The organism is Brenneria sp. L3-3C-1, from assembly GCF_016456245.1.
Taxonomy (GTDB): domain Bacteria; phylum Pseudomonadota; class Gammaproteobacteria; order Enterobacterales; family Enterobacteriaceae; genus Brenneria.
In genome coordinates this window covers 60,772-80,724 of record NZ_JAEMHF010000008.1, presented here as the reverse complement: position 1 = coordinate 80,724, position 19,953 = coordinate 60,772, and the positions used below count along the sequence as shown (strand labels likewise).

Annotated in this window: 13 protein-coding genes and 3 pseudogenes; 5 read left to right on the top strand and 11 right to left on the bottom strand. The window is 54.7% G+C overall.

The annotated features are described in order from the left end of the window. Positions 1-31 precede the first annotated feature (31 nt). The 5 genes and pseudogenes from JG725_RS15210 to JG725_RS15190 form a co-directional block, all read right to left on the bottom strand. Positions 32-1,201: a reverse transcriptase domain-containing protein gene (locus tag JG725_RS15210; protein ID WP_150437344.1), complete on the bottom strand. Its 1,170-nt coding sequence runs from the start codon at positions 1,199-1,201 to the stop codon at positions 32-34. Between the two features lie 765 nt (positions 1,202-1,966). Further along, entirely contained in the window at positions 1,967-2,491 is a 525-nt protein-coding gene (locus JG725_RS15205; protein WP_150437343.1) for a rhodanese family protein, read from the bottom strand. Then, positions 2,488-2,805, bottom strand: a complete 318-nt coding sequence (locus tag JG725_RS15200; RefSeq protein ID WP_150437342.1) for a helix-turn-helix transcriptional regulator — start codon at positions 2,803-2,805, stop codon at positions 2,488-2,490. Before JG725_RS15200 ends, JG725_RS15205 begins: the two co-directional genes overlap by 4 nt. 211 nt (positions 2,806-3,016) lie before the next feature. Then, positions 3,017-4,906, bottom strand: a pseudogene (locus JG725_RS15195) (primase-like DNA-binding domain-containing protein); the annotation flags it as partial. A 26-nt stretch (positions 4,907-4,932) separates the two neighbouring features. Continuing rightward, positions 4,933-6,054, bottom strand: a complete 1,122-nt coding sequence (locus JG725_RS15190; protein ID WP_150437341.1) for an NADH:flavin oxidoreductase — start codon at positions 6,052-6,054, stop codon at positions 4,933-4,935. Between the two features lie 102 nt (positions 6,055-6,156). Between JG725_RS15190 and JG725_RS15185 the strand changes: the two are divergent. Together JG725_RS15185 and JG725_RS15180 are read left to right on the top strand one after the other, a co-directional pair. Further along, a pseudogene (locus JG725_RS15185) lies at positions 6,157-6,459 on the top strand (winged helix-turn-helix transcriptional regulator); the annotation flags it as partial. Between the two features lie 571 nt (positions 6,460-7,030). After that, a pseudogene (locus JG725_RS15180) lies at positions 7,031-8,045 on the top strand (IS110 family transposase). Positions 8,046-8,571: 526 nt separating this feature from the next. On the opposite strand, the gene JG725_RS15175 reads toward JG725_RS15180, so the two are convergent. The 5 genes from JG725_RS15175 to JG725_RS15155 form a co-directional block, all read right to left on the bottom strand. Further along, positions 8,572-9,552, bottom strand: coding sequence for a LacI family DNA-binding transcriptional regulator (locus JG725_RS15175; RefSeq protein ID WP_150437339.1), 981 nt, complete (start codon positions 9,550-9,552; stop codon positions 8,572-8,574). Positions 9,553-9,658: 106 nt separating this feature from the next. Continuing rightward, the gene (locus tag JG725_RS15170; RefSeq protein WP_172290885.1) at positions 9,659-10,810 is read right to left on the bottom strand and encodes a Gfo/Idh/MocA family protein; all 1,152 of its coding nucleotides are present in this window, start codon (positions 10,808-10,810) and stop codon (positions 9,659-9,661) included. Continuing rightward, complete coding sequence (locus JG725_RS15165; RefSeq protein ID WP_150437337.1) at positions 10,803-11,879, bottom strand: sugar phosphate isomerase/epimerase; 1,077 nt, start codon at positions 11,877-11,879, stop codon at positions 10,803-10,805. Before JG725_RS15165 ends, JG725_RS15170 begins: the two co-directional genes overlap by 8 nt. Before the next feature lie 15 nt (positions 11,880-11,894). Then, on the bottom strand, positions 11,895-13,136 hold the full coding sequence (locus JG725_RS15160) for an MFS transporter (protein WP_150437336.1): 1,242 nt from the start codon (positions 13,134-13,136) through the stop codon (positions 11,895-11,897). 354 nt (positions 13,137-13,490) lie between these two features. Beyond that, entirely contained in the window at positions 13,491-14,492 is a 1,002-nt protein-coding gene (locus tag JG725_RS15155) for an alpha/beta fold hydrolase (protein ID WP_150437335.1), read from the bottom strand. A 340-nt stretch (positions 14,493-14,832) separates the two neighbouring features. Between JG725_RS15155 and JG725_RS15150 the strand changes: the two genes are divergently transcribed. The 3 genes from JG725_RS15150 (at position 14,833) to lepA (ending at position 18,999) form a co-directional block, all read left to right on the top strand. Continuing rightward, positions 14,833-15,783: a Gfo/Idh/MocA family protein gene (locus tag JG725_RS15150; protein WP_223881674.1), complete on the top strand. Its 951-nt coding sequence runs from the start codon at positions 14,833-14,835 to the stop codon at positions 15,781-15,783. Positions 15,784-15,913: 130 nt separating this feature from the next. After that, the gene (locus tag JG725_RS15145; protein WP_150437333.1) at positions 15,914-17,011 is read left to right on the top strand and encodes a metal-dependent hydrolase; all 1,098 of its coding nucleotides are present in this window, start codon (positions 15,914-15,916) and stop codon (positions 17,009-17,011) included. A 188-nt stretch (positions 17,012-17,199) separates the two neighbouring features. Then, positions 17,200-18,999: a translation elongation factor 4 gene (gene lepA, locus JG725_RS15140; protein ID WP_150437332.1), complete on the top strand. Its 1,800-nt coding sequence runs from the start codon at positions 17,200-17,202 to the stop codon at positions 18,997-18,999. Positions 19,000-19,128: 129 nt separating this feature from the next. On the opposite strand, the gene JG725_RS15135 is transcribed toward lepA, so the two are convergent. Beyond that, positions 19,129-19,929 carry a MipA/OmpV family protein gene (locus JG725_RS15135; protein ID WP_150437331.1) on the bottom strand — a complete coding sequence of 267 codons (801 nt, stop codon included), beginning with the start codon at positions 19,927-19,929 and terminating at the stop codon, positions 19,129-19,131. Positions 19,930-19,953 lie beyond the last annotated feature (24 nt).

The following is a 19,953-nucleotide window of genomic DNA, read 5'->3' as shown; positions in this document are numbered from 1 at the left end:
TTCCGGGGCAGTTCAGTTTATCGTCACCTGACTATAACTCCGGCAGGCCCAGTTTCAGGAACAGACTGTTTGGTAATGCCATATTCAGCCCCGGACTACAGCTTATTCGCCAGAGACTGTGGCAGCTTCCCACCGTCTGCACCGCAAGCTCTTTCCCTATTCCGCGAACACGTAACTCTTCGAAGCGCCTGCGGCTTGTTTTCCACTGTTTCCACAGGACGCAGCGTAGCCTGCTCCTTATCCACATGTTTAGCGGGCGCATCAGCGACGGCCACTGGTTCAGACCGTAGTAGCTTTTCCATCCCGTCAGGTATCGCTTCAACGGCCGGATTAGCTGCTCCAGACTCCTTCCCGTGTTACGCCCCGTCAGCGCCCTTACCCGCGTTTTGAACCGCTTTACCGACTCCGGCGACACCACGCACCACACCTTCCTGCCCGTTCTGAAGCTATAGCCCAGGAACTTACGCGTGTCAGGGCGCGCTACCGCACTCTTCTTCGCGTTGACCTTCAGCTTCAGCTTCCGGCTCAGCCAGCGCGTCAGCCCCGCCATCACACGGTTACCTGCCCGTTCACTTTTCACGTAGATGTTGCAGTCATCTGCGTAACGAGCGAACTTCAGCCCGCGTTTCTCCAGTTCCCTGTCGAAGTCGTCCAGCAGCAGATTCGATAACAACGGCGACAGCAGTCCACCCTGCGGCGTCCCTTCCGTCATCGGCATTACCAGCCCTGCTTCCATCACGCCTGCTTTCAGGAACCCGTAACTGTGCTCAGAGAACATGCTGTCCCACTGCCTCTGCAACACCTGCATCGTCGCCTGCTGGACAAAGCGATCCACCACCGCCGGAATACCCAGCAGGCGTTCGCCGCCGCCGGGTTTCGGGATGGAGACTCTTCTCACAGGGGATGGGCGGTAACTGCCGGACAGCAGTTGCGCTTTCAGCTCCAGCCAGTGATGCTTCAGATAGTCCGGCAGTTCGCTTGCGCTCATACCGTCTACACCTGCCGCGCCTTTATTGGCCTTTACTCTTTTCAGGGCTTGCCTGAGATTGACGGGTTCACAGATGGCTTCCATCAGCCATGCGGTTGACGGCGGACTTTCTCCATTCGTCGGTGCCTGCACGGTTTCAGCCCCCTGACAACGACCTTCCGGGGCCTCACCCCGTCCTTCCGCTATAGGGGCGCAATGCGTTTTCTGCTGCATGACCGGTCAGAACCTCTGCTGATACTCGTCACTCATTACCGTTCGGGCCTTCAGACAACCTTGTCCTACTATGCCCTCTGCTGACTCCTGTCCGCAGGTCAGCGCACCTTGCGATGCACCCAGTTCTGAATGCAGAACGCTGGACAGGCCTCCCGGGGTAAGCTCTGCCGCTTTCGCCACACACCTGCCCAATCTACCACCCCGGCTCTTGATGGTTATGGTCTTTGCAATCATTGGCTTGCTCCGCCAGCCGGGTAGGTCTTGTATCGGGTTTCTGTTCGTCAGGTCATGGTTTTGCTCCACGCTTCCTTCAGACCCCGCCTCACGACGACGCCCTTGCGCTTCGCTAGTCCTTCGCCACCATCAAGCTGGACAGGGGACTTTCACCCCCTAGCTGCTGAGCATGCCCGGCACACCACAAAAAAACCGGCCGGAGCCGGTGTGGTGAAGACATATTATAGAATGCGCATGTGGACGCGGCCATTGAGGTTCCCAGGTGCTGGGCGACGGCGCAGTGTTCAATCCGACTATAGGCCGCCCGCTGTAATAGCCTCCAATGGGTTCTGTAGATCAATAACACCTTATTGATCGGCAGCACCAATAGTGAAAGGAAGTTACCCCCTGTCGCACTTCGGTAACAAATCGGCTTCGCCGTCGCCAATTAACAACCCGATGGGTTTATCGCCTCCGGGCTTAGTCTTGCATTTTCGTACGCACGCCAGGCCAGGATTAGTGCTATGCGCCGCAATCACCCATCGGGTATTGTTATTGCCTGTTCCAGGGCATTTTTACCAACAGATTTGCCATGCCGCACCAGCCACTGACGCCGGCGAAAATGAGCCCTGAGCCGATAAAACCGGACAAGAGAAAGAAACCGGGATTGACACCGTAACCCGCAATTACACCGGCCAGAATGAGGCTCCCGGCAGTGATCTGCACCTGTCGCATCAGAGGAAGGGTTTGTTTTTTATCCTGTACCGTGGGCAGCCCGGCCTGTTTCCAGGCGTTGATCCCACCGTCCATGATCATAAACTCCGTCGGCTTCACCATACGGGCCAAGACATCAGCGTTTTGTTTTGTACGGGTACCGGCCTGGCAATGAAAAATCACCGGATAGCGTGTTGAAGCCGTTTCTAGTTGTCTGCCCGCTTGAATTTCTGTTAGCGGCAGAGAAATGGCGCCGTCAATATGTTCTCGGCGAAACTCATCCGTTTCACGAATATCAACGATGACAGCCCCACGCTCTCTGAGGCGCTGGATCTGGGCTGGTGAAGCCGTGTTATCACTCATTGTCCTACCTCCGGGCAGTAAATTTCTTTCAGGATTGTTACCAGCTTCCGAACCGACTCATCTTTGATGAAGTAATTCATTCGCTGTGCCAGCCGCTTGCATTCAATAAGATTTTCCGCCTTCATCCTCGCAAGATGTTGTGACGTCGCAGAAGGACTCAATCCGACCACTCTGCTTAGTTCCCCCGCAGACGTACCGGGAGAGTCAATGAGCATACAGAGGATCAGCAACCGACTGGGGTTACTCATTGACCTGAGCAAACCTGAAGCTGCCTGGGCGCTTTCTTTAAGTTGAGCTAAACTGTTTTCAGGCATTTTATTTTAGAATTCACTAAACTTAGATAAATATAAAATACACAATTATGCGTACAAAACAAAAATATTTGTGCAAGTCATGAACAATGATAACTAAGACACTGTTTTATATATTAACAAGATATTTAAGCGGTAATAAATCGGTAAGCCCCGCAATATAAGCGTAAAAAAACCGGCTTTCGCCGGTTTAAAGTCATCGCACCGCTGCCAGTTAGTCGCACTTCGGCAGCCAGTCGGCGTCGCTCTCGTCACGCAACGCTAGGTTGGTTTGCATTCCCTGCTTAGTCTTGCGTTTCAACAGCACGATTTCATACTCACACAGCGTATTCGGCACCGTCAGGCTCATCGGGTGTTGGTGCCCGCGAGCCTCCATAAACGACAGGTAAGCGTGATACAGGTAACGGCGCGGGTTGGCCGGGCGAATATTGGCGTTCCCCATGTACAACCCGACCGGCATGCTGAGCGCCGCGAGGTAGCCGCAAAAATCGACCAGCGGATCGGCATGGCGCTTGACCGTCAATGCCTCCGCCAAGTTCTGCTGCGCCTGGAGCAACGCGCGCGCCGCGTTCGGGTTGGCAAAGCGCGGCATCAGGTGGCGCACGATCACCGCCAGTTCACCGCGGATTTTTGTCAGCAGTTGCGGATCACGCTTATTGGCCTGTATCGCATCCGGGAAGGTGGTGATCACCCGGCGACGGGACACGCCGCCGCTGCGGTCGCTAAAGCACATCGGGTTGTTGTTGACCGCAAAAATGACCGCCGGAATGTGCGTGGAATACGCATCCCGGTATTTCGGGTCGATGGCCACCGCGTCGCCGCCGGTAATGGCCTTGATGCCCGCGCCGTCGCCGTTCCATTTCTCCTGGTCGGGCAGGATAATCAGCGAGAACCCGACCACGGAAGAGCACTCGAGCGCGCCGACTCCAGGGTATCGATGGTGGACGAGGTGGTATTGTCCTGCCCTGCGAGCAGGTTGGCGACGGCGGCCATCACGCTCTTGCCGCTGCCGCCGGGGTCGGTCACTTCCAGGAACAGTTGCCAGTCGTAGCGGTTGGCCAACACCATAAATAACGCCGCGAGGATACACTCCTACTTTTCGGCCTGTTGTCCGGCGGCCCGCGTCAACCAGAGCTAGAAGTGCGGCGCATGCTCGGCCAGATTATCCCCGGCCTTGGGCGCGATATAGTCCACGCTGTTGACGGTGCGCAACCAGTTCTCCTGGCGGTGGCAGCAAAACCGCCCGATGACGGTATCAAACACCCCGTTACGAAAGCCGATAAGGCGGCGGGCCAGTTCGCCCATATGCGGCACCATCAGCTTGAGGGTGCCCAGAATGCCGTTGATGCCCGCCGCCGAGAATGGCGCGCGCACCGTCTGGAACAGCGCGGCGATTTCCCGGCACAGTTGGCGGTGCGGCAACACCTGCCATGCCCCGTGTTCGTAGCGGCAAATCTCTTCACCGAGCGATGGCACGGCCAGCATATTGCCATAATGCGCGGCCAACAGCTCGGCCTTTTCGCTGGCGCTCATAGCTTTCAGGTCGGCATCGCTGAGCGCATCAAACGGGCTGGTGACGGCCGGTTGGCTGAACGCCAGCAACTGCGCCTGCGTCGCAATCGCGCCCTGCGGCTGGTACACGTCGTTCCAGTCGCCCAGTATCTACGGCGCGGGTCTGGCCGGTGCCGTTCTCGGCAGCCAGCAACAGCCGCGCGTCCGGGTAACATTCGCGCAACGCCTGCGCCACGGCGGCCAGGTTGTTGGCGCTGAGGGCCACGCAGACCGTCTCGCCGGTCAGTTGGTGCACGGACAACCCGGTGGCGTAGCCTTCGGTCAGCCAGATAACGGCATTATCCTGGCCCGCCAGCCAGTGACAGGCCGCCTTGACCTGGCCCCCGGCCAGGGTCCGCTTGTCCCCGGCGGCATTAATCAATTGCACGTTGACGATATCCCCCGCGCAGTTAACCAGCGGCAACAGCAGGTCGGCCACCCGTTCCGCCGCCGCTTTCGCCGACAGCGATAAAACCTTTTCCACCAAGTTCAGGCCGTCACCGGCCCCGCACTGGTTGCAAATCCAGGTGCCGCGCCCATCCCGGGCCTCATAGATCTCACCACTGCACTGTCAGTTTGCTAGATTAGCGTCTTTAACGCGTCGACGGTAAAATCCTGCAGCGCTGCGTGGTTACCCGTACGGATTTTGATTGCCCAGTCCGGATCGCTCAGCAATGCGCGCCCCACGGCGATCAGATCAAACTCGTTGCGTTCCAAGCGCTCGATAAGGTTATCGAGGCTGGCGGGTTTGGCATCCTCACCGGCAAAGGCGCCCATAAAGTCGCTGGAAAGGCCAACGGATCCAACGCTGATGGTCGTTGCACCGGTCAGTTTCTTCGCCCAACCGGCAAAGTTTAACCCGCCTTCACCGTCGATATCGGGAAACTCCGGTTCCCAGAACCGGCGCTGAGAGCAGTGGAGTATATTCACACCGGCGTCAACTAACGGAACCAGCCAGTCTGCCATCGCTTCAGGCGTTGACGCGAGACGCGCTGCATAGTCCTGTTGCTTCCACTGGCTGACGCGCAAAATAAGCGGGAAATCAGGGCCAACCGCTTTGCGCATGGCCTTTATTACCTCAGATGCAAAACGTGCACGCTGTTTCAGGGTTGCGCCACCGTAGCCGTCGGTGCGCTGATTGGTTCCCGACCAGAAAAACTGATCGATCAGATAGCCGTGTGCACCGTGGATTTCCACCACGTCAAAGCCCAGCCGTTTGGCCTCGGCCGCAGCCTGACCGAAGGCAGCTATGGTGTCGGCGATAGCCTCATCGCTCATTGCCACACCGTGTGGCTGGCCGGGAGCAATCAGCCCTGATGGGCTTTCCACCTCGGTATCCGGTACCCAGTCAGTCAGAAAACTGCTGACTGACCCCGTGTGCCACAGCTGCGGCCCCATCTTGCCGCCGGCGGCGTGAACATGGTCGATCACGCGCTGCCAGCCAGCCAGCGCTTTTTCACCATAAAAAAAGGGGATTTTGGGGTCATTACGTGAAGCAGGCCGGTTTATCACCGTACCTTCAGAGAGAATCAGGCCCACATCACCTTCGGCGCGACGCTGGTAGTAGGCGGCAATTGTTTCATCAGGCACGCCGTCAGTTGCAAATGAACGAGTCATGGGCGCCATCACGATACGGTTCTTCAGCACCAGATTATTCAAATGGAAAGGCTGAAACAGGATGTCGGCTTTGGATGAGGTCATAGGTTAACTCTCCGGTTAGGTTGGCGTCGTTCATAGTATATTATGCATATTACTCGTCAATCAGGTACCTCAACGCCACCTGGTTTCCCTGAGGGAACCTCTATGCTGAAAAAACCGGAAGACTGTTCCGCCACTCAATGCCTTCATCGTCTGCTACTCGAGCAAATTGCAGATAAATGGCCCGTTCTGATCCTCGCTTCCCTATGTGAAAAACCGTTGCGCTTTAATGAGCTCAAACGCGAGCTGAAAGTCATCACCCAAAAGTCATTGGCGCAAAGCCTCAGGCGGCTACAACGCAATGGTATTGTTGTTCGCTGGGTGATCACTGCTTCACCCATTGCCGTTGAATACGAAATCACCCCGCTGGGCCGAACGCTTAAAGACCCCATCGAGGCACTGTGCGCATGAACCCGAAGCTATCTGCCCGCGGTCGAAGCCGCGCGGCAAGCATTCGATATGGAGGAAATGACGCCGAATATGGTGTCAAAGGTTTAGGTTTGAAGAGAAGTATGTGTCGAAGAAGCGTAACTGGTGGGATTGGATAGCTGAGGGTAATGACGCCGATTAGCAGAAAGCCCGCTCCGGTTTCCCTTAAGCGGAATTTTCGAAATGTACAGCTCTGACTGTAAGAGCCTGCGCCAGCCATTGGCTAGTGACTTAATTCATGAGATAGCGCTATTTAAACATCCTTTCACCCAGCTTGATCTGTTCTCCATCGATGCTGAAATTGCCATTTCCCTAGTGGTATATCCGCCGTTTTTCCTCCCGGTCGACATCGTTCCAGTAATCCTGCCAACGAATAGTGGACACGTTATTAATCCAGTAAAATCGTAGCAATGAGTGAGATGAACTGATCCCAACTATTTGAGAGCGGCGAAGGGTTCAGCAGATGAGGAATGGATCCTCGCAGCTTTACGGCATCATGATGCCCAATACGGTACGCATAAAGCTCCCCGATAACTGGAGGAGCAGCAAGATGAAATATTCCCCTGTTGGCATCGATATTGCAAAACATCTGATGCAGATCCACTTCATTGATGAGCATACCGGTGAAGTTATCGATAAACAGATTAAGCGCGAAGCACTGCTAGAATATGTCAGCAATCGTGAATCTTATCTGATTGCTATGGAGGTCCCCGGTGGCTATCAGTACTGGGCCCGTGAGCTGGAAAAGCTAGGGCATAAGGTCAGATTGCTTCAGGTTACAGGGCAAATTCGTCAATCCCTTCATAATGGGCAACAAAAATGACGTGATGGATGCCGCGCTATCTAGATGGCGATCCAGCAACCGTCTAAAGCTGTCGCCGTCAAAACTGAAGAGCCGCAGGCCGCACTGTCGCTGCAGAAAATGCGTCGTCAGTTGGTGAAGTTCCGCACCGCACAGCTCAACGTGCTGCATGGATTACTGCCGGTGTTCGGCGAAACGGTGCGTAAGAGCCGGTTATCACTGGACAAGACGAAGCCTGAGGTACATGAACATCTGAAGGAAAATCTGCCGCCGTTCCTTATTTACCAGATTGAAGACCAGTACCGACGGCTCAGCGACCTTGATATGTAGATAGATAGCATTGAAAAACTGCCTGCCGCCTGGGCGAAACAGAATGAAGCCTGTCAGCGGCTCATGGATATCCCGGGCATTGGCCCGCTGGTCACTACCGCCGCTGTCGCCATGATGATAGATGCGGGAACCTTCCGTTCACGCGACCTGCATCGGTCTGGTGCCTGATCAAACTGGTACAGGCGGCAAGGTGCGGCTCCCGGGCATCAGTAAACGCGGTGATGCCTGTCTGAAGACGCTGTTTATCCATGGTACAAGGGCAGCGACGCTGCTGACGAAAGAGCCAAATCCATGGGTAACAGAGCTGATGAAAAGACGGCCAGCCAGCGTAACCGTGCTGGGGATGGCTAACAAGATAGCGCGTACAGTATGTACCCTATCGGCACATAACTGGACCTGCGACAAAAAACACATCAGCATCAGGCCGTTCTGAAGGGTATGGGCTGATAAACATTAACTCTTTCAAAATAAGGATGAATACTGAAAGGTTGCGAGGGCAGCCGTAGAGATAGCAACGACAGGTAAGACCATGACTAACTAAACTTGGATGGTCCTTTGAACTTTAAGCTCATTCAGGGAATAAGGCGTGAGTCAGCGGATCTCATCGAGGCCCGCAGCACCGGCTGCGCCAAGGTCGGATATAGAGCTACAACCGACCATCAACGTCAACACAATTGAAGCCTTGCAAACGGGATGCGTTCATATAGTGAACCATGACGCAAGCAAAATCTGTGAAAAGGGCATCCCGTAATCAATATACTACGGAGTTCGCTCGGCTAGACCAGCATTCTTGCCGCAGCAAAAACTAGCGGGGTGACATGGTTAATTATTACACACGATGCGCACCGGTATCCCTAGAGCATAATTACAATATTATATAAAAACCTCAGAGCGGCCCTTGCTGCAACGTTGATATGAATGCTCTGCGCCACGCGTGTAACCTGATAAGCGGTGCGCCGTCAGACGCTGGCCCGTGAAATAAAGTGCCAGTCCAGAACGACCCGCTCCGCCGGCGAATCGGGATTATTGATTTTATTCAGCAGCAGCCCCACGGCTTTGCGGCCGATGTCGGCGGATGGCTGGGCGATGGTGCTTAACTGCGGCGATACCATCTCCGAGAGTTCCGTGCCGTCAAACCCCACTATCGCCATATCATCGGGGATGGACAGTCCCGCCTCTTCAATCGCGCGCATCGCGCCCGCCGCCAGCGTATCCGAAACCGCAAACACGGCATCGGGACGACGTTCGCCCCGCAATAGATTCTCCATCGCCGTTTTGCCGGCGCAGAAGGTGAGATCGCTGGCGTATTCGACGGCGCGGTAGGTTAGCCCTTGCCGTTCCAGCGCCATTTTATAACCCCGCTCCCTCAATCGTGCATATTTATAACTCAGATCGTGGTTAATCAATGCGATACGGCCGCGTCCGCGCGTGATCAAATGCTGGATGACAAATCCGGCGGCATCGATATCATCGATCCCGACACAGGAGACGCCGCCGTCGTCGGCATATTCGGCGCACTGAACCCAGGGCATGCGATCGATCATGGTGGTTAATTCCGGTAGTTTCGAGAACGCATCCATGGTGATAATCCCGTCGACGATCTTGCCGGAGAGTAGCTTCAGGCTGGATATGGAACGCTGAATATCCGTGCCGGAATTACACAATAAAATGCGATAGCCGTTTTTTTCCGCTTCCTCTTCAATGCCTTTCACCACATCGGCGCAGAAGGGATTGGAGATATTCGACACCATCACCAGAATCATGGAGCTCCGGGCGGTTCGGAGCTGGCGCGCCAGTAAGTTGGGTTGGTAATTACTCTCGCTGATAGCCTGAAGTACGCGTTCGCGGTTTTTCGGTTTTACCGTATCGATATTGTTCAGCACACGGGAAACCGTCGCCACTGAAACCCCGGCAAGCCTGGCGATTTTCTGAATTGACATAACAATGACATATCCTGGAATTAACCACTTATTGGGGAAGGCTATCACAGTTTAACGGGGGACTGAATCAAAGCCCGACGCCATCCTTGCGCATCGGGAAATCCGTTCAGGAAGCGACGCTGACCCAACGCTGCTGCCGATGGCTTTTGATGATCGCCTCAATGATGAACATCACGTTGGCGCCGTCATGGAAAGTGGCGAACCCACGGCTATCCGGCGCCGGCGTTTTACCGTTACGAATAGCGGAATAGTACTGCAACATCATGTTCTTAAACGCATCAGGCCATCCTTCGATATGACCGCCGGGAAAGTGCGCCCACCCCGCCGCATCCGGCTCCATCAGACCGGGATCGTCCGACAGCCATTGGTTAGGCTGACTGCGATGCCCCACCCAGAGTTTCTGCGGCGTTTCCTGATCCCAGGCCACCGACGCCTCGCTGCCGTTCACCTCGAAGCTCAGGCTATTTTTTCTGCCCGCGCAGACCTGCGAAACATGAAAACCCCCCTTACTGCCGTCATCAAAACGAAATAGCACGAACCCCATATCCTCCGTGGTGACCGGGCGGTCTTCATCGCCGCCGGCCTCCTGACGCGCGGTAAAAGTCGAGCCGCCCCGCACGCCGGCTTTCCGGGTCGGCCAGACGATGGATAAATCCGCCATGACGTCGGTAATGCGCCGTCCGGTGACGAACTGTACCGTATCGCACCAGTGAGAGCCGATATCCGCCACCGCGCGCGAAACGCCGCCGATATTCGCCTCGACGCGCCAGTTGTAATCACTTTCCAGCAGCATCCAGTCCTGCAAGTAGCTGCCGTGCGCCGAGAAAAGACGGCCTGCCTGCCCATGACGCAACATGCTGGCCGCCTGACGGACCATGGCGAACTGGCGATAAACGAAACTGACGCCGTGCACCACGCCGGCCTCCTGCGCCATTTGAACCAATTCTCGCGCTTCATCCGCGGTCATACAAAGCGGTTTTTCGGAAAAAACGTGCTTGCCGGCCCGGAGGATCTTACGGTTAATGTCCGCGTGCAGGTGGTTCGGCGTACAGTTATGCACCGCATCCAGACCGGGATGCGCCAGTAACGCGTCCACATCGCCATACGCATGCGGGACATTGAGCTGCGCCGCTTTGGCGCGCGCCACCTCTAACGGTGTGTCGCAGAGCGCCACCACCCGGACGAACCCCAGACGGCGGATCGCTTCGATATGCGCCGGCCCGATAAAACCGGTGCCGATAATGCCGACATTAATCATGAGACGTTTCCCCCGGCGCGATACCCAATATTCTGCGCACGTCGGCGCGACGCTCCACTGCCGCGGCGAAATCGTCAAACGCGCGATCGGCGACAGGTATAATGTGCCGGCGAATAAATTCGCCGCCTTCGCGCGCGCCGGTTTCGCCGTCTTTCAGGCAGCACTCCCATTCCAGCACCGCCCAGCCGTCGTAGTCATGTTGCGTCAGCCGGCTGAAAATGCCTTTGAAGTCGATAGCGCCATCGCCGGGCGAGCGAAAGCGTCCGGCGCGGTCCGACCAGCGTTGAAAACCGCCGTAGGCGCCGCTTCGCCCATTGACGGTGAATTCGGCATCTTTCACATGAAACGCTTTGATGCGCGAGTGATAGAGATCGATAAACGCCAGATAGTCCATGTGTTGCAGATAGAGATGGCTGGGATCGAACAGAATATTGCAGCGCGGGTGATGATCCACCAGTGCCAGAAAACGTTCGAAGGTCGCGCCATCATGTAAATCCTCGCAAGGATGAATTTCATAACAAACGTCGATCCCATGCGCGTCAAAACAATCCAGTACCGGCCGCCAGCGGCGCGCCAGTTCATGGAACGCTTCGCTCAGCAACGTCTGATTATGCGGCGGCCAGGGATAAATATACGGCCAGGCGAGAGAGCCGGAAAAGGTGGCATGCGCCCGCAGCCCCAAATGTTCCGAGGCCTGGGCGGCCCGTTTCAGCATGCCGGCCGCCCAGGCCTGGCGGGCGGCGCTATCCCCCCGCACCGCGTCGGGCGCAAAACCGTCAAACGCATCGTTATAGGCCGGATGCACCGCCATCAGTTGCCCTTCCAGATGCGTGGACAGCTCGCTGATGACCAGGCCATGCTGCGCCAGTTTGCCGTTAACCTCATCGCAGTAGGTCTGGCTGGCGGCGGCCAGTTCCAGATCGAAAATCGTTTTATGATTACAAGGGATCTGGAGCGCCTTATATCCCAGAGAAGAGACCCATGCCGCCAGCCCCTCGAGGGTATTAAACGGGGATTGCTCCCCGATGAACTGCGCCAGGAAAATCCCCGGCCCCTTAATGGTTTTCATTTCACCTCCGAATACTCAAACCCTCTCTTTCTCGTCATATTTGAACGAAAAGAGGAAAATAAGCGCGATAACCGCTGCGGCAACCGCCGGGATCCACCAGAACGTCACCCATGCCTGCGGCACCGTCTGACCGGCCACCAATGCGTTGTACAACGCGCCGGAAATCTGCGACCCCAGCAACATCCCAATCCCGTAGGTAAACATGACGATCATGCTCTGCGCCTGCCCCTTGACTTTGTCCCCGGCCACACGCTCGGTGTAGATAAAACCGACGACGAAGAAGAAGTCATAACAGACGCCATGCAACAGAATACCGATATACAGCAGCCAGCGGCCTTCTTCACTCACTCCCAGCGCAAAGAACGCGTAGCGAACAAACCAGGCGAACATCCCGATAAACAGCATGTATTTCACCCCCAGCCGTCTGAACAACAGCGGGATCACCAGCATGAAGAAAATTTCAGACATCTGGCCGAAAGACATGGCGGTACTGACGTCTTGCACCCCCGCATCGGCAAGATAAGAGGCTGTATAGGCGTAGTATGTACCGAGAGGAATGGAAATCAGCGTGGCGCACAGCGCGAAGATAAAGAAATGCCGGTTTTTCAGTAAGGCAAACGCATCGGCACAGAGCAGATCGCGCAACGCCACGGGCAAGCCTTTGGCCGGCGCCGGCGTATGCGGCAACGTCAGGCTATAAACCGCCAGCACCATAGAACATATCGCCGCCAATGAGAAAATATGCACCGTTGAGGAAATACCGGTCACGCCGATAAAAATGCCGGCGACGATCCAGCCGATAGTGCCGAATACCCGCACCACAGGAAAGGTTTTATCAATATCCTTCAGGCTGTGAAAGGCGATGTTGTTGGTTAATGCCAGCGTCGGCATATAACAAAGCGTATAGCCGAACAACAACGCGATCAGCAGCGTGCCGTTTTCGCTGATCAGCGCCTGCGGCACGAACCACAGAATGGCCGCGCCGGCCACATGCATGACCGCCATCACTTTTTGCGACGGGAAGAAGCGGTCAACCAGCATTCCCAGCACAAACGGCGACAGGATAGAGGCTATCGGTCCGGCGGAAAACGCGTCGCCAATCAGCAATGACATATTGTGCTGCGTCATCACCAGCCCCAACGTTACCGACCAGCTTCCCCATATAAAAAATTGCAGAAACATCATCAGCGATAACCGCGGCACAATAAACCGATGCTGCGCGCCCGCCCTTTCACTACTTCCCGTTGTTGACATCATTTTCAGCCTCACCAGGTAAAAGTAATCGATTACAAAAAAACACAACTAAAATGTAATCGATTACTTTTAAGGTTACACCATCCCTGTTCAAATTTGGGATAGCAGTCACGATAAAACCTGGCGGTAGGCAAGGCGACAACGCGTCGCCTCTATGGGCATCACGGAAAAGGGTTATAAGGGATAAAGGCGTCGTCTGGTTGGAAGGAACGCGTCGGCCGGAGAAATCAGGATTTTGGATAAACGCCGGCGGCGGTCCCAATAGAACGCGCTCCGGCTGCTGTCCAGCGCCTGGAACCGGCCGCCGGGGCGCTTACGGCCGGCGCAATTCCGTTGCGCCGGCATCGTAAGCGCGTTTCACTTCGATTTATTAAGGAAAGTCACGACATCCTGGGTAAAACGCAGCGGATTTTTGAACGCCAGGAAGTGATCCCCTTGTTGTTCTTTCGTGTAGACAAACAATTCCGATCCCGGAATAACGGAATGCATCCATTGCTGACTGGGAACGTTATGGCTGTAATCGCCAGTGAAAATAGCGGTCGGCACATTAATTTTATGGCGGATCACGTCACGCCAGTCGTTTGTTGCATGGTCAAAAAGCACCAGCGAGAGAAATTTGGGATCGTTTTTTATGAATTCACGCGCAAGCGCCTCTGAATTTTGAAAATATTTCGAGTCCATCGCCGCGTAACGTTCCATTGCGGCCATATCCACAATCTGATTATTGGTCGCCGCGCCCTGGGTAAATGCCGCAATCATGCGTTCCGGCGAGGTCGTCATTCCGCCGGCTTCCAGACGCTCTTTTTCCGACCAGTCCGAATGGGTGTAGATAGAAATCGGTTCGTCAATAAAAATCAGCTTGTTGATATTTTTTGTTCCGAAAAGATCGATATACGACCAGATGACCGACGCCCCCATCGACCAGCCGCAAAGGTTCACGGATTTTGCGCCGATATGGTCGGTAAACTCTTTAAGATCGGCGCCGTAACGCGACAATCGGTTGCCGTACTCCACATTTTGCGACAACCCCTGATTCCGTGGGTCAAGCACATAAACGTGATATTGCTTACTGAGCAGAGACATAATATTGACATACTCCGCCCCGTTCCCCGACCAGCCGGGAATAAAAATCAGGGGATCGCCTGCTCCCGCTTCCCAGTAGCTCAGCTTGACGCCGTCACTGGTGGTAAATGTGTTTATCTGTAATCCCTTGAAATCCGACAATTTTTGCGGTAATCCTTCAATTTTGTTCGGAAAAGTAAAATCCCGGCCAAGCGCCGTTACCACATCGGCGGCATGGACAGAACAGGCGGAAGCCATTAATAACATAACGCTGACTATTTTGATGATATGACGCATAACGTTTTACCTTGCAGGTGTTATCCGGCCGGATGCACGGGGACAGTAGTTTGAAGATCGACAGAAAAGCTTAGTTAAATCCGCTGGATTGATAAACAACTAAAAAGCATCAACATTGGAAACAATATATTTTAAATCATGTCGGCCATATCCATCGATGGTTCTTCGGTGCCCGCAAGCGAGAACATTGACGGCGCTGGGCCGGTTATTTTTGGCTATAGGCGAAAGTGTCCGGTCGCAAGCCGGGCGTCATTGAAATTTACTCCACGCCGAACTTCGGGTAAAAAGAAGACAACGGCAAAACGGCCATATCGAGAGGTAACACGAAGAACATATGAAAATGTCAATTGTTGGTACTGGTATGATTGTCAAGGAGCTTTTACCCGTCCTCAAAGAACTCGACCTGACTCTGGATGCCATTCTTGCCACAGAACACTCCCAGAGCAAGGGCGAGGCATTGAGCCAAACATACGGTATTCGCAACGTATTTACCGATTACGATTTATTGCTGGCAAGCGACTGCGATGCCGTGTATATAGCATTGCCCAATCATTTACATTATACATTCGCCAAAAAAGCCCTCGAAAAAGGCAAGCACATTATTATCGAAAAACCCATTGTTCCGCACCTTGCCGAGCTTTACTCCTTGTATGAACTGGCGAAGAACAATAACTTAATCATTCTTGAGGCCATGAATATTCACTATCTCCCGGCCTATGCCGACCTCAAAAATAAAATCAACGACATTGGCGATATAAAAATCGTTCAACTTAATTATAGCCAGTATTCGTCCCGTTATGACGACTTCAAAAAAGGAATTATCCACCCTGCGTTCGACAAGGAAAAATATGGCGGCGCCTTGATGGATCTCAACATCTATAATATCCACGCCATCATTGGACTTTTCGGTTCGCCGAAGACATTCAGCTACTCGGCGAATATAGAGAAGGGCGTGGATACCAGCGGGATACTTTCTCTTGATTATCCGGGTTTCAAAGTATCAAGCATTGGCGCAAAGGATTGCAAAGCCCCGATAATCAATACCATTCAGGGCACAACCGGAAATATCGTTATTAGAACGCCGCTCAATAGCATGACAAAATTCACAATAAACCGGAATGACGGCGCATCAGAAGAGCTGGACTTTAATCAGGGAAAACACCGGCACTTTTATGAATTTAAAAAATTCAATGAAATCATCGATGACAACGACACGGCGGCGGCAAACACTATGCTTGATATCAGTATGCAAGCTGTGCGTATCCTTGAGTCATCCAGAATGACGCCATGATGAAAGAATGAACGCGCGGCGGGCGCCGTCAGCCCGACGGCGAAACGACGGGCAATAGGCTATGCCGCCCATGTTCATTCGGCGCGTATCGCCGGACAATAACCACTGGATAAAAGCAAGGATCATCACCATGGATTCCGTCACACAGGCTCTGTTGGGAGGCGCAATACAAGGCAGTCTGCTGGGGCGGACGCAGGGACGGCGCGCCCTGTTCTACGGAGCCGCGCTTGCAACCCTGCCGGATCTGGATGTACTCATCCCTTATGCCGATCCGGTGTCGGCGATGACCTATCACCGCGGTTTTACGCATTCCCTTTTTGTGCTGACCGGACTGGCGGGATTGCTGACCTGGCTGATTCGGCGGCGTTGGCCCGATGCGCCCTATCGCCGTGGACGTCTGTTTTTCACCTTATGGCTGGTCCTTATCACCCACCCGCTGCTGGATGCGTTTACCGTCTACGGCACCCGGCTCTTCTGGCCGTTTCCCGCCGTGCCTGAAAGCTGGTCGGCGGTTTTCATCATTGACCCCGCCTACACCCTACCGTTGCTGGCTGCCGTGGTTTTCGCCGCGCGAAAAGGACTTAATACCCGCAGTATCCGTATATTATCCGTCGCGCTGGCGCTCAGTACCGCCTACCTTGCTTTTGGGATGGGCGGACGCATGCTGGCTGAACAGCGGGTTTCCCATGCCATGCGCAATCAGGGGATCGCGGTGACGGAATTACGCGCCGTGTCCATGCCGTTCAATGCTCTGATATGGCGCGTCATCGCCAAAACCCCGGACGGCCACTACTACGAATCCGTAAGCAGTTGGTTTGACGATAGACCACCAGAATGGATTCGTCTTCCGCTTCATCCCGATATCGCGCACATCGTAAACGGCGTACCGCTGCACGACAGGCTGCGCTGGTTTACCAATGACTGGCTGCGTTACGACATCATCGGTAACGCGTTGGTCGTCAGCGACTTACGAATGGGGATTGCCGGGCAGTACACCTTTCGTTTCAAAATGGCCGAATGCGCCGCCGATGGGAAATGGGTCACCGTGGTTCCCTCCGCCTGGTCAAGCGGCATGCCCAGCCTGACGGAATTGAAGCTGATGATGAAACGTATTTTTCATCAGCAACCGCCTTTGCCGCTGTCCGCCTGGTCGGCGCCCTATGCAGAGACATCCGCGGCGCACACCTGCGATCTCGCCATGCCGGTCGGCAAGCCGGCATCGTCATAACCGTCGGCGTTCACTTTTGCCGCGCGCTTGCGCGGCAAAAGTGAAATGCGTTATCATCCGCCCCGGCTATCTACTTTTACATCGTTTTGATTATGCGTTCACTGAGTCAATCTTCAGTGGGATTTTTTTGTTCGCTTGATTAACCGTGCTGGTTGATAAGCGGAACAGTGATGTAAAAGGCCATTCCCATGTCATTTTCCTCCATTCGCAATTTTTGCATTATCGCCCATATCGACCACGGTAAATCCACGCTGGCCGATCGTTTTATTGAACTCACCTCTACCGTGGCCCGGCGGGACATGCGGGAACTGCTGCTCGACTCCATGGATATTGAGCGTGAACGCGGCATCACCATCAAACTGCAAACGGTGCGTATGCGCTATCAGAGCGATGAGGGCCGCCAGTATCAATTCAATCTAGTGGATACGCCGGGACACGTCGATTTTTCCGCGGAAGTTTCGCGCAGCCTGGCCGCCTGCGAAGGCGCGATACTGCTGATTGACGCCGCGCAAGGCGTTCAGGCTCAGACCATCGCCAATCTCAATCTGGCTCGACGACATGGCCTGACCCTACTGCCGGTCCTGAACAAAATTGATAGTCCGCAAGCCGATATCGCCGGCGTGATGCAGCAACTGGCCGACATTCCCGGCCTGGATATCAGCACGGTGTTGCCGGTATCGGCAAAAACCGGGGAAGGTGTGGCCGCCGTGCTTGCGTTCGTCGCTCGGCATTTCCCCTCCCCGCTCGGCGAATCGCACACCTCGCTCCGGGCGTTGGTGTTTGACTCCCATTACGATCCTTATCACGGCGCCATCATGCATGTGCGTATCGTGGACGGCAGCATCAACACCGGCGATGCTCTCTGTTTCATGTCATCCGGTTTTCGCTTTGAGGTCACTGAAACCGGGGCTTTCCTACCCGCACGCCAGCCGTGTGAAAAACTGGATACCGGAGAAGTGGGCTATATCGCCGCCGGAATTAAAGATGCGGGCGCGATCCGCGTCGGCGATACCCTGACGCTGGCGGCGAATCCCGCAACCGAAGCGGTTTCCCGCTATCAGGAGATGAAACCGATGGTGTTTTCCGGGCTTTATCCCGATGCGGATGACGATCTGAAAGGATTGCGCAACGCCATGGATAAACTGTCTCTTAATGATGCGGCGCTGCACATTGAACCGGAAGTCTCCGCCTCGCTGGGCGCGGGCTTCCGCTGTGGTTTTCTGGGGATGCTGCACATGGATATCGTCCGCGAGCGCCTGAAGCGGGAATACGGCATCTCGGTGATTGCCACCGCGCCAAGCGTTGAATATCGCGTCTGGTTACATAACGGCCAATGCCTGAGCGTCGATAATCCGGCTCATTTTCCGGGCGAAGACGTGCTGAATTACGTCGAAGAGCCTTATGTCGTCAGCACCATTCATACCCCGGATACCTATGTGGGCGCCATGATGGAATTCTGCGCCTCCCGGCGCGGCGAGTTTGTGGATATGCGCTATCTGGACGGCGGCGCCGTGCGTCTGACCTGGGCGATCCCGCTTAATGAGATGGTTTTCGGCTTTTTTGATACGCTCAAATCCCTCACCCAGGGCTACGCCACGCTGGATTACGAACTCTCAGGCTATCGCCGCGCCGATCTGGTGCGTTGCGATATTTATCTCGATAACCAACTGGTGGACGCCTTTTCTTTTATCATCGCCCGACAAAAAGCCTGGGCGCGGGCGTCCGAAATCGTGAAAACGCTGAAGTACGTCATCCCGCGCAAGCTGTATCCGGTGCCGGTGCAAGCAAAAGTGGAAAACCGCTTCATCGCGCGGGAAGATATCCCACCGTTGCGCAAAAGCGCGCTGGCACAAGGATTTCAGGGCAGCCTCTCGCAGAAAAAACGGCTCATTCGCAAGCAACGCGAAAATAAGAAACACAACATCGGGTTTTCAAAACGGGAAATCCCACGCGAGGCGTTTATGGCGATTTTGGCGATTGACGGCTGATTATCCATCGCCGCCGGATACGGCGGCCGAAGCACACAGATCGCCCTGTATAGACAGGGCGTATTTGTCAACCGCTCTCAGGAAGAGACTCACGGCGACGGCCCGCCATGAGCGATAAATCAAGTTTGATTAAAAACGATAGAGATAACCGACGCTCACCATCGTTTGGCTTGAACTGTCGACTAACGGGCTATCTTTGATGGCGCTGCCGAACCGGGTGGCGCTCGCATCAAGAAACAAGGTGTGACGCCGCGCCAGAGTGTAATCCATGCGCACCCCCGCCTCAACATTGGTGGCAGACTCCCCCTCATAAAAACCGCGGTTTGGACGCGCTTCTGAACGCCTCACGCCATAATAGTAATCAACGAATTTGCTATCCACCCACGCAACGCCCAACCTCGGCGTTATGCCAAAAGCGCCGGAGGAAAAACGCCGCTCCGCCTGCAATTTTGCACGAGAGCCCTTGCTATTGCCGGAAACGTCGCCGAGAACTTCCGCCGAAAGATCGACGATGCCCGTCTTCCACATCATTGCCCCCCCTGCCCATATACTGCCCTTGCGATCATCCATGCCGGCAAGGAACGGGGAGTCGTCCGCATCATAGCCGTCCCCGGCGTATCTGGCCCTCAGGCTCAGGGTAACGGATTCATTGGAAAGGAGTTTTAAGTCCAGCTTTGGAACAGAAGCGCTAATCCATCTGTTTTCGTACGAAAATAGCGGTAAGGGAACAACATCAGTATCAATATCGCGATAAGGCTTCTGAACAACGGCAACGCCCGCGCCTAATGCCCATGTTGAAGATCCATCTCCGTCGGGCTTGGCAGTTTGCGCAGCCGCCATCGGCGCCCAGGACAGCGAAACGGTAAACATCGCCAATGCCGCCGATACGGAACAGCTGGTCAATCTGAAAGAATCGGTGGGGTGCTTCATTGCATAGTCCTTTTTTAACGTAAG

What these genes read in the sequence shown, in the direction of transcription:
- JG725_RS15210 (WP_150437344.1), bottom strand. Translation starts at nt 1,201, where the DNA reads ATGCAGCAGAAAACGCATTGCGCCCCTATAGCGGAAGGACGGGGTGAG.
- JG725_RS15165 (WP_150437337.1), bottom strand. Translation starts at nt 11,879, where the DNA reads ATGAAAACCATTAAGGGGCCGGGGATTTTCCTGGCGCAGTTCATCGGG.
- JG725_RS15135 (WP_150437331.1), bottom strand. Translation starts at nt 19,929, where the DNA reads ATGAAGCACCCCACCGATTCTTTCAGATTGACCAGCTGTTCCGTATCG.
- JG725_RS15160 (WP_150437336.1), bottom strand. Translation starts at nt 13,136, where the DNA reads ATGATGTCAACAACGGGAAGTAGTGAAAGGGCGGGCGCGCAGCATCGG.
- JG725_RS15170 (WP_172290885.1), bottom strand. Translation starts at nt 10,810, where the DNA reads ATGATTAATGTCGGCATTATCGGCACCGGTTTTATCGGGCCGGCGCAT.
- JG725_RS15200 (WP_150437342.1), bottom strand. Translation starts at nt 2,805, where the DNA reads ATGCCTGAAAACAGTTTAGCTCAACTTAAAGAAAGCGCCCAGGCAGCT.
- JG725_RS15205 (WP_150437343.1), bottom strand. Translation starts at nt 2,491, where the DNA reads ATGAGTGATAACACGGCTTCACCAGCCCAGATCCAGCGCCTCAGAGAG.
- JG725_RS15175 (WP_150437339.1), bottom strand. Translation starts at nt 9,552, where the DNA reads ATGTCAATTCAGAAAATCGCCAGGCTTGCCGGGGTTTCAGTGGCGACG.
- JG725_RS15145 (WP_150437333.1), top strand. Translation starts at nt 15,914, where the DNA reads ATGGATTCCGTCACACAGGCTCTGTTGGGAGGCGCAATACAAGGCAGT.
- JG725_RS15190 (WP_150437341.1), bottom strand. Translation starts at nt 6,054, where the DNA reads ATGACCTCATCCAAAGCCGACATCCTGTTTCAGCCTTTCCATTTGAAT.
- lepA (WP_150437332.1), top strand. Translation starts at nt 17,200, where the DNA reads ATGTCATTTTCCTCCATTCGCAATTTTTGCATTATCGCCCATATCGAC.
- JG725_RS15155 (WP_150437335.1), bottom strand. Translation starts at nt 14,492, where the DNA reads ATGCGTCATATCATCAAAATAGTCAGCGTTATGTTATTAATGGCTTCC.
- JG725_RS15150 (WP_223881674.1), top strand. Translation starts at nt 14,833, where the DNA reads ATGTCAATTGTTGGTACTGGTATGATTGTCAAGGAGCTTTTACCCGTC.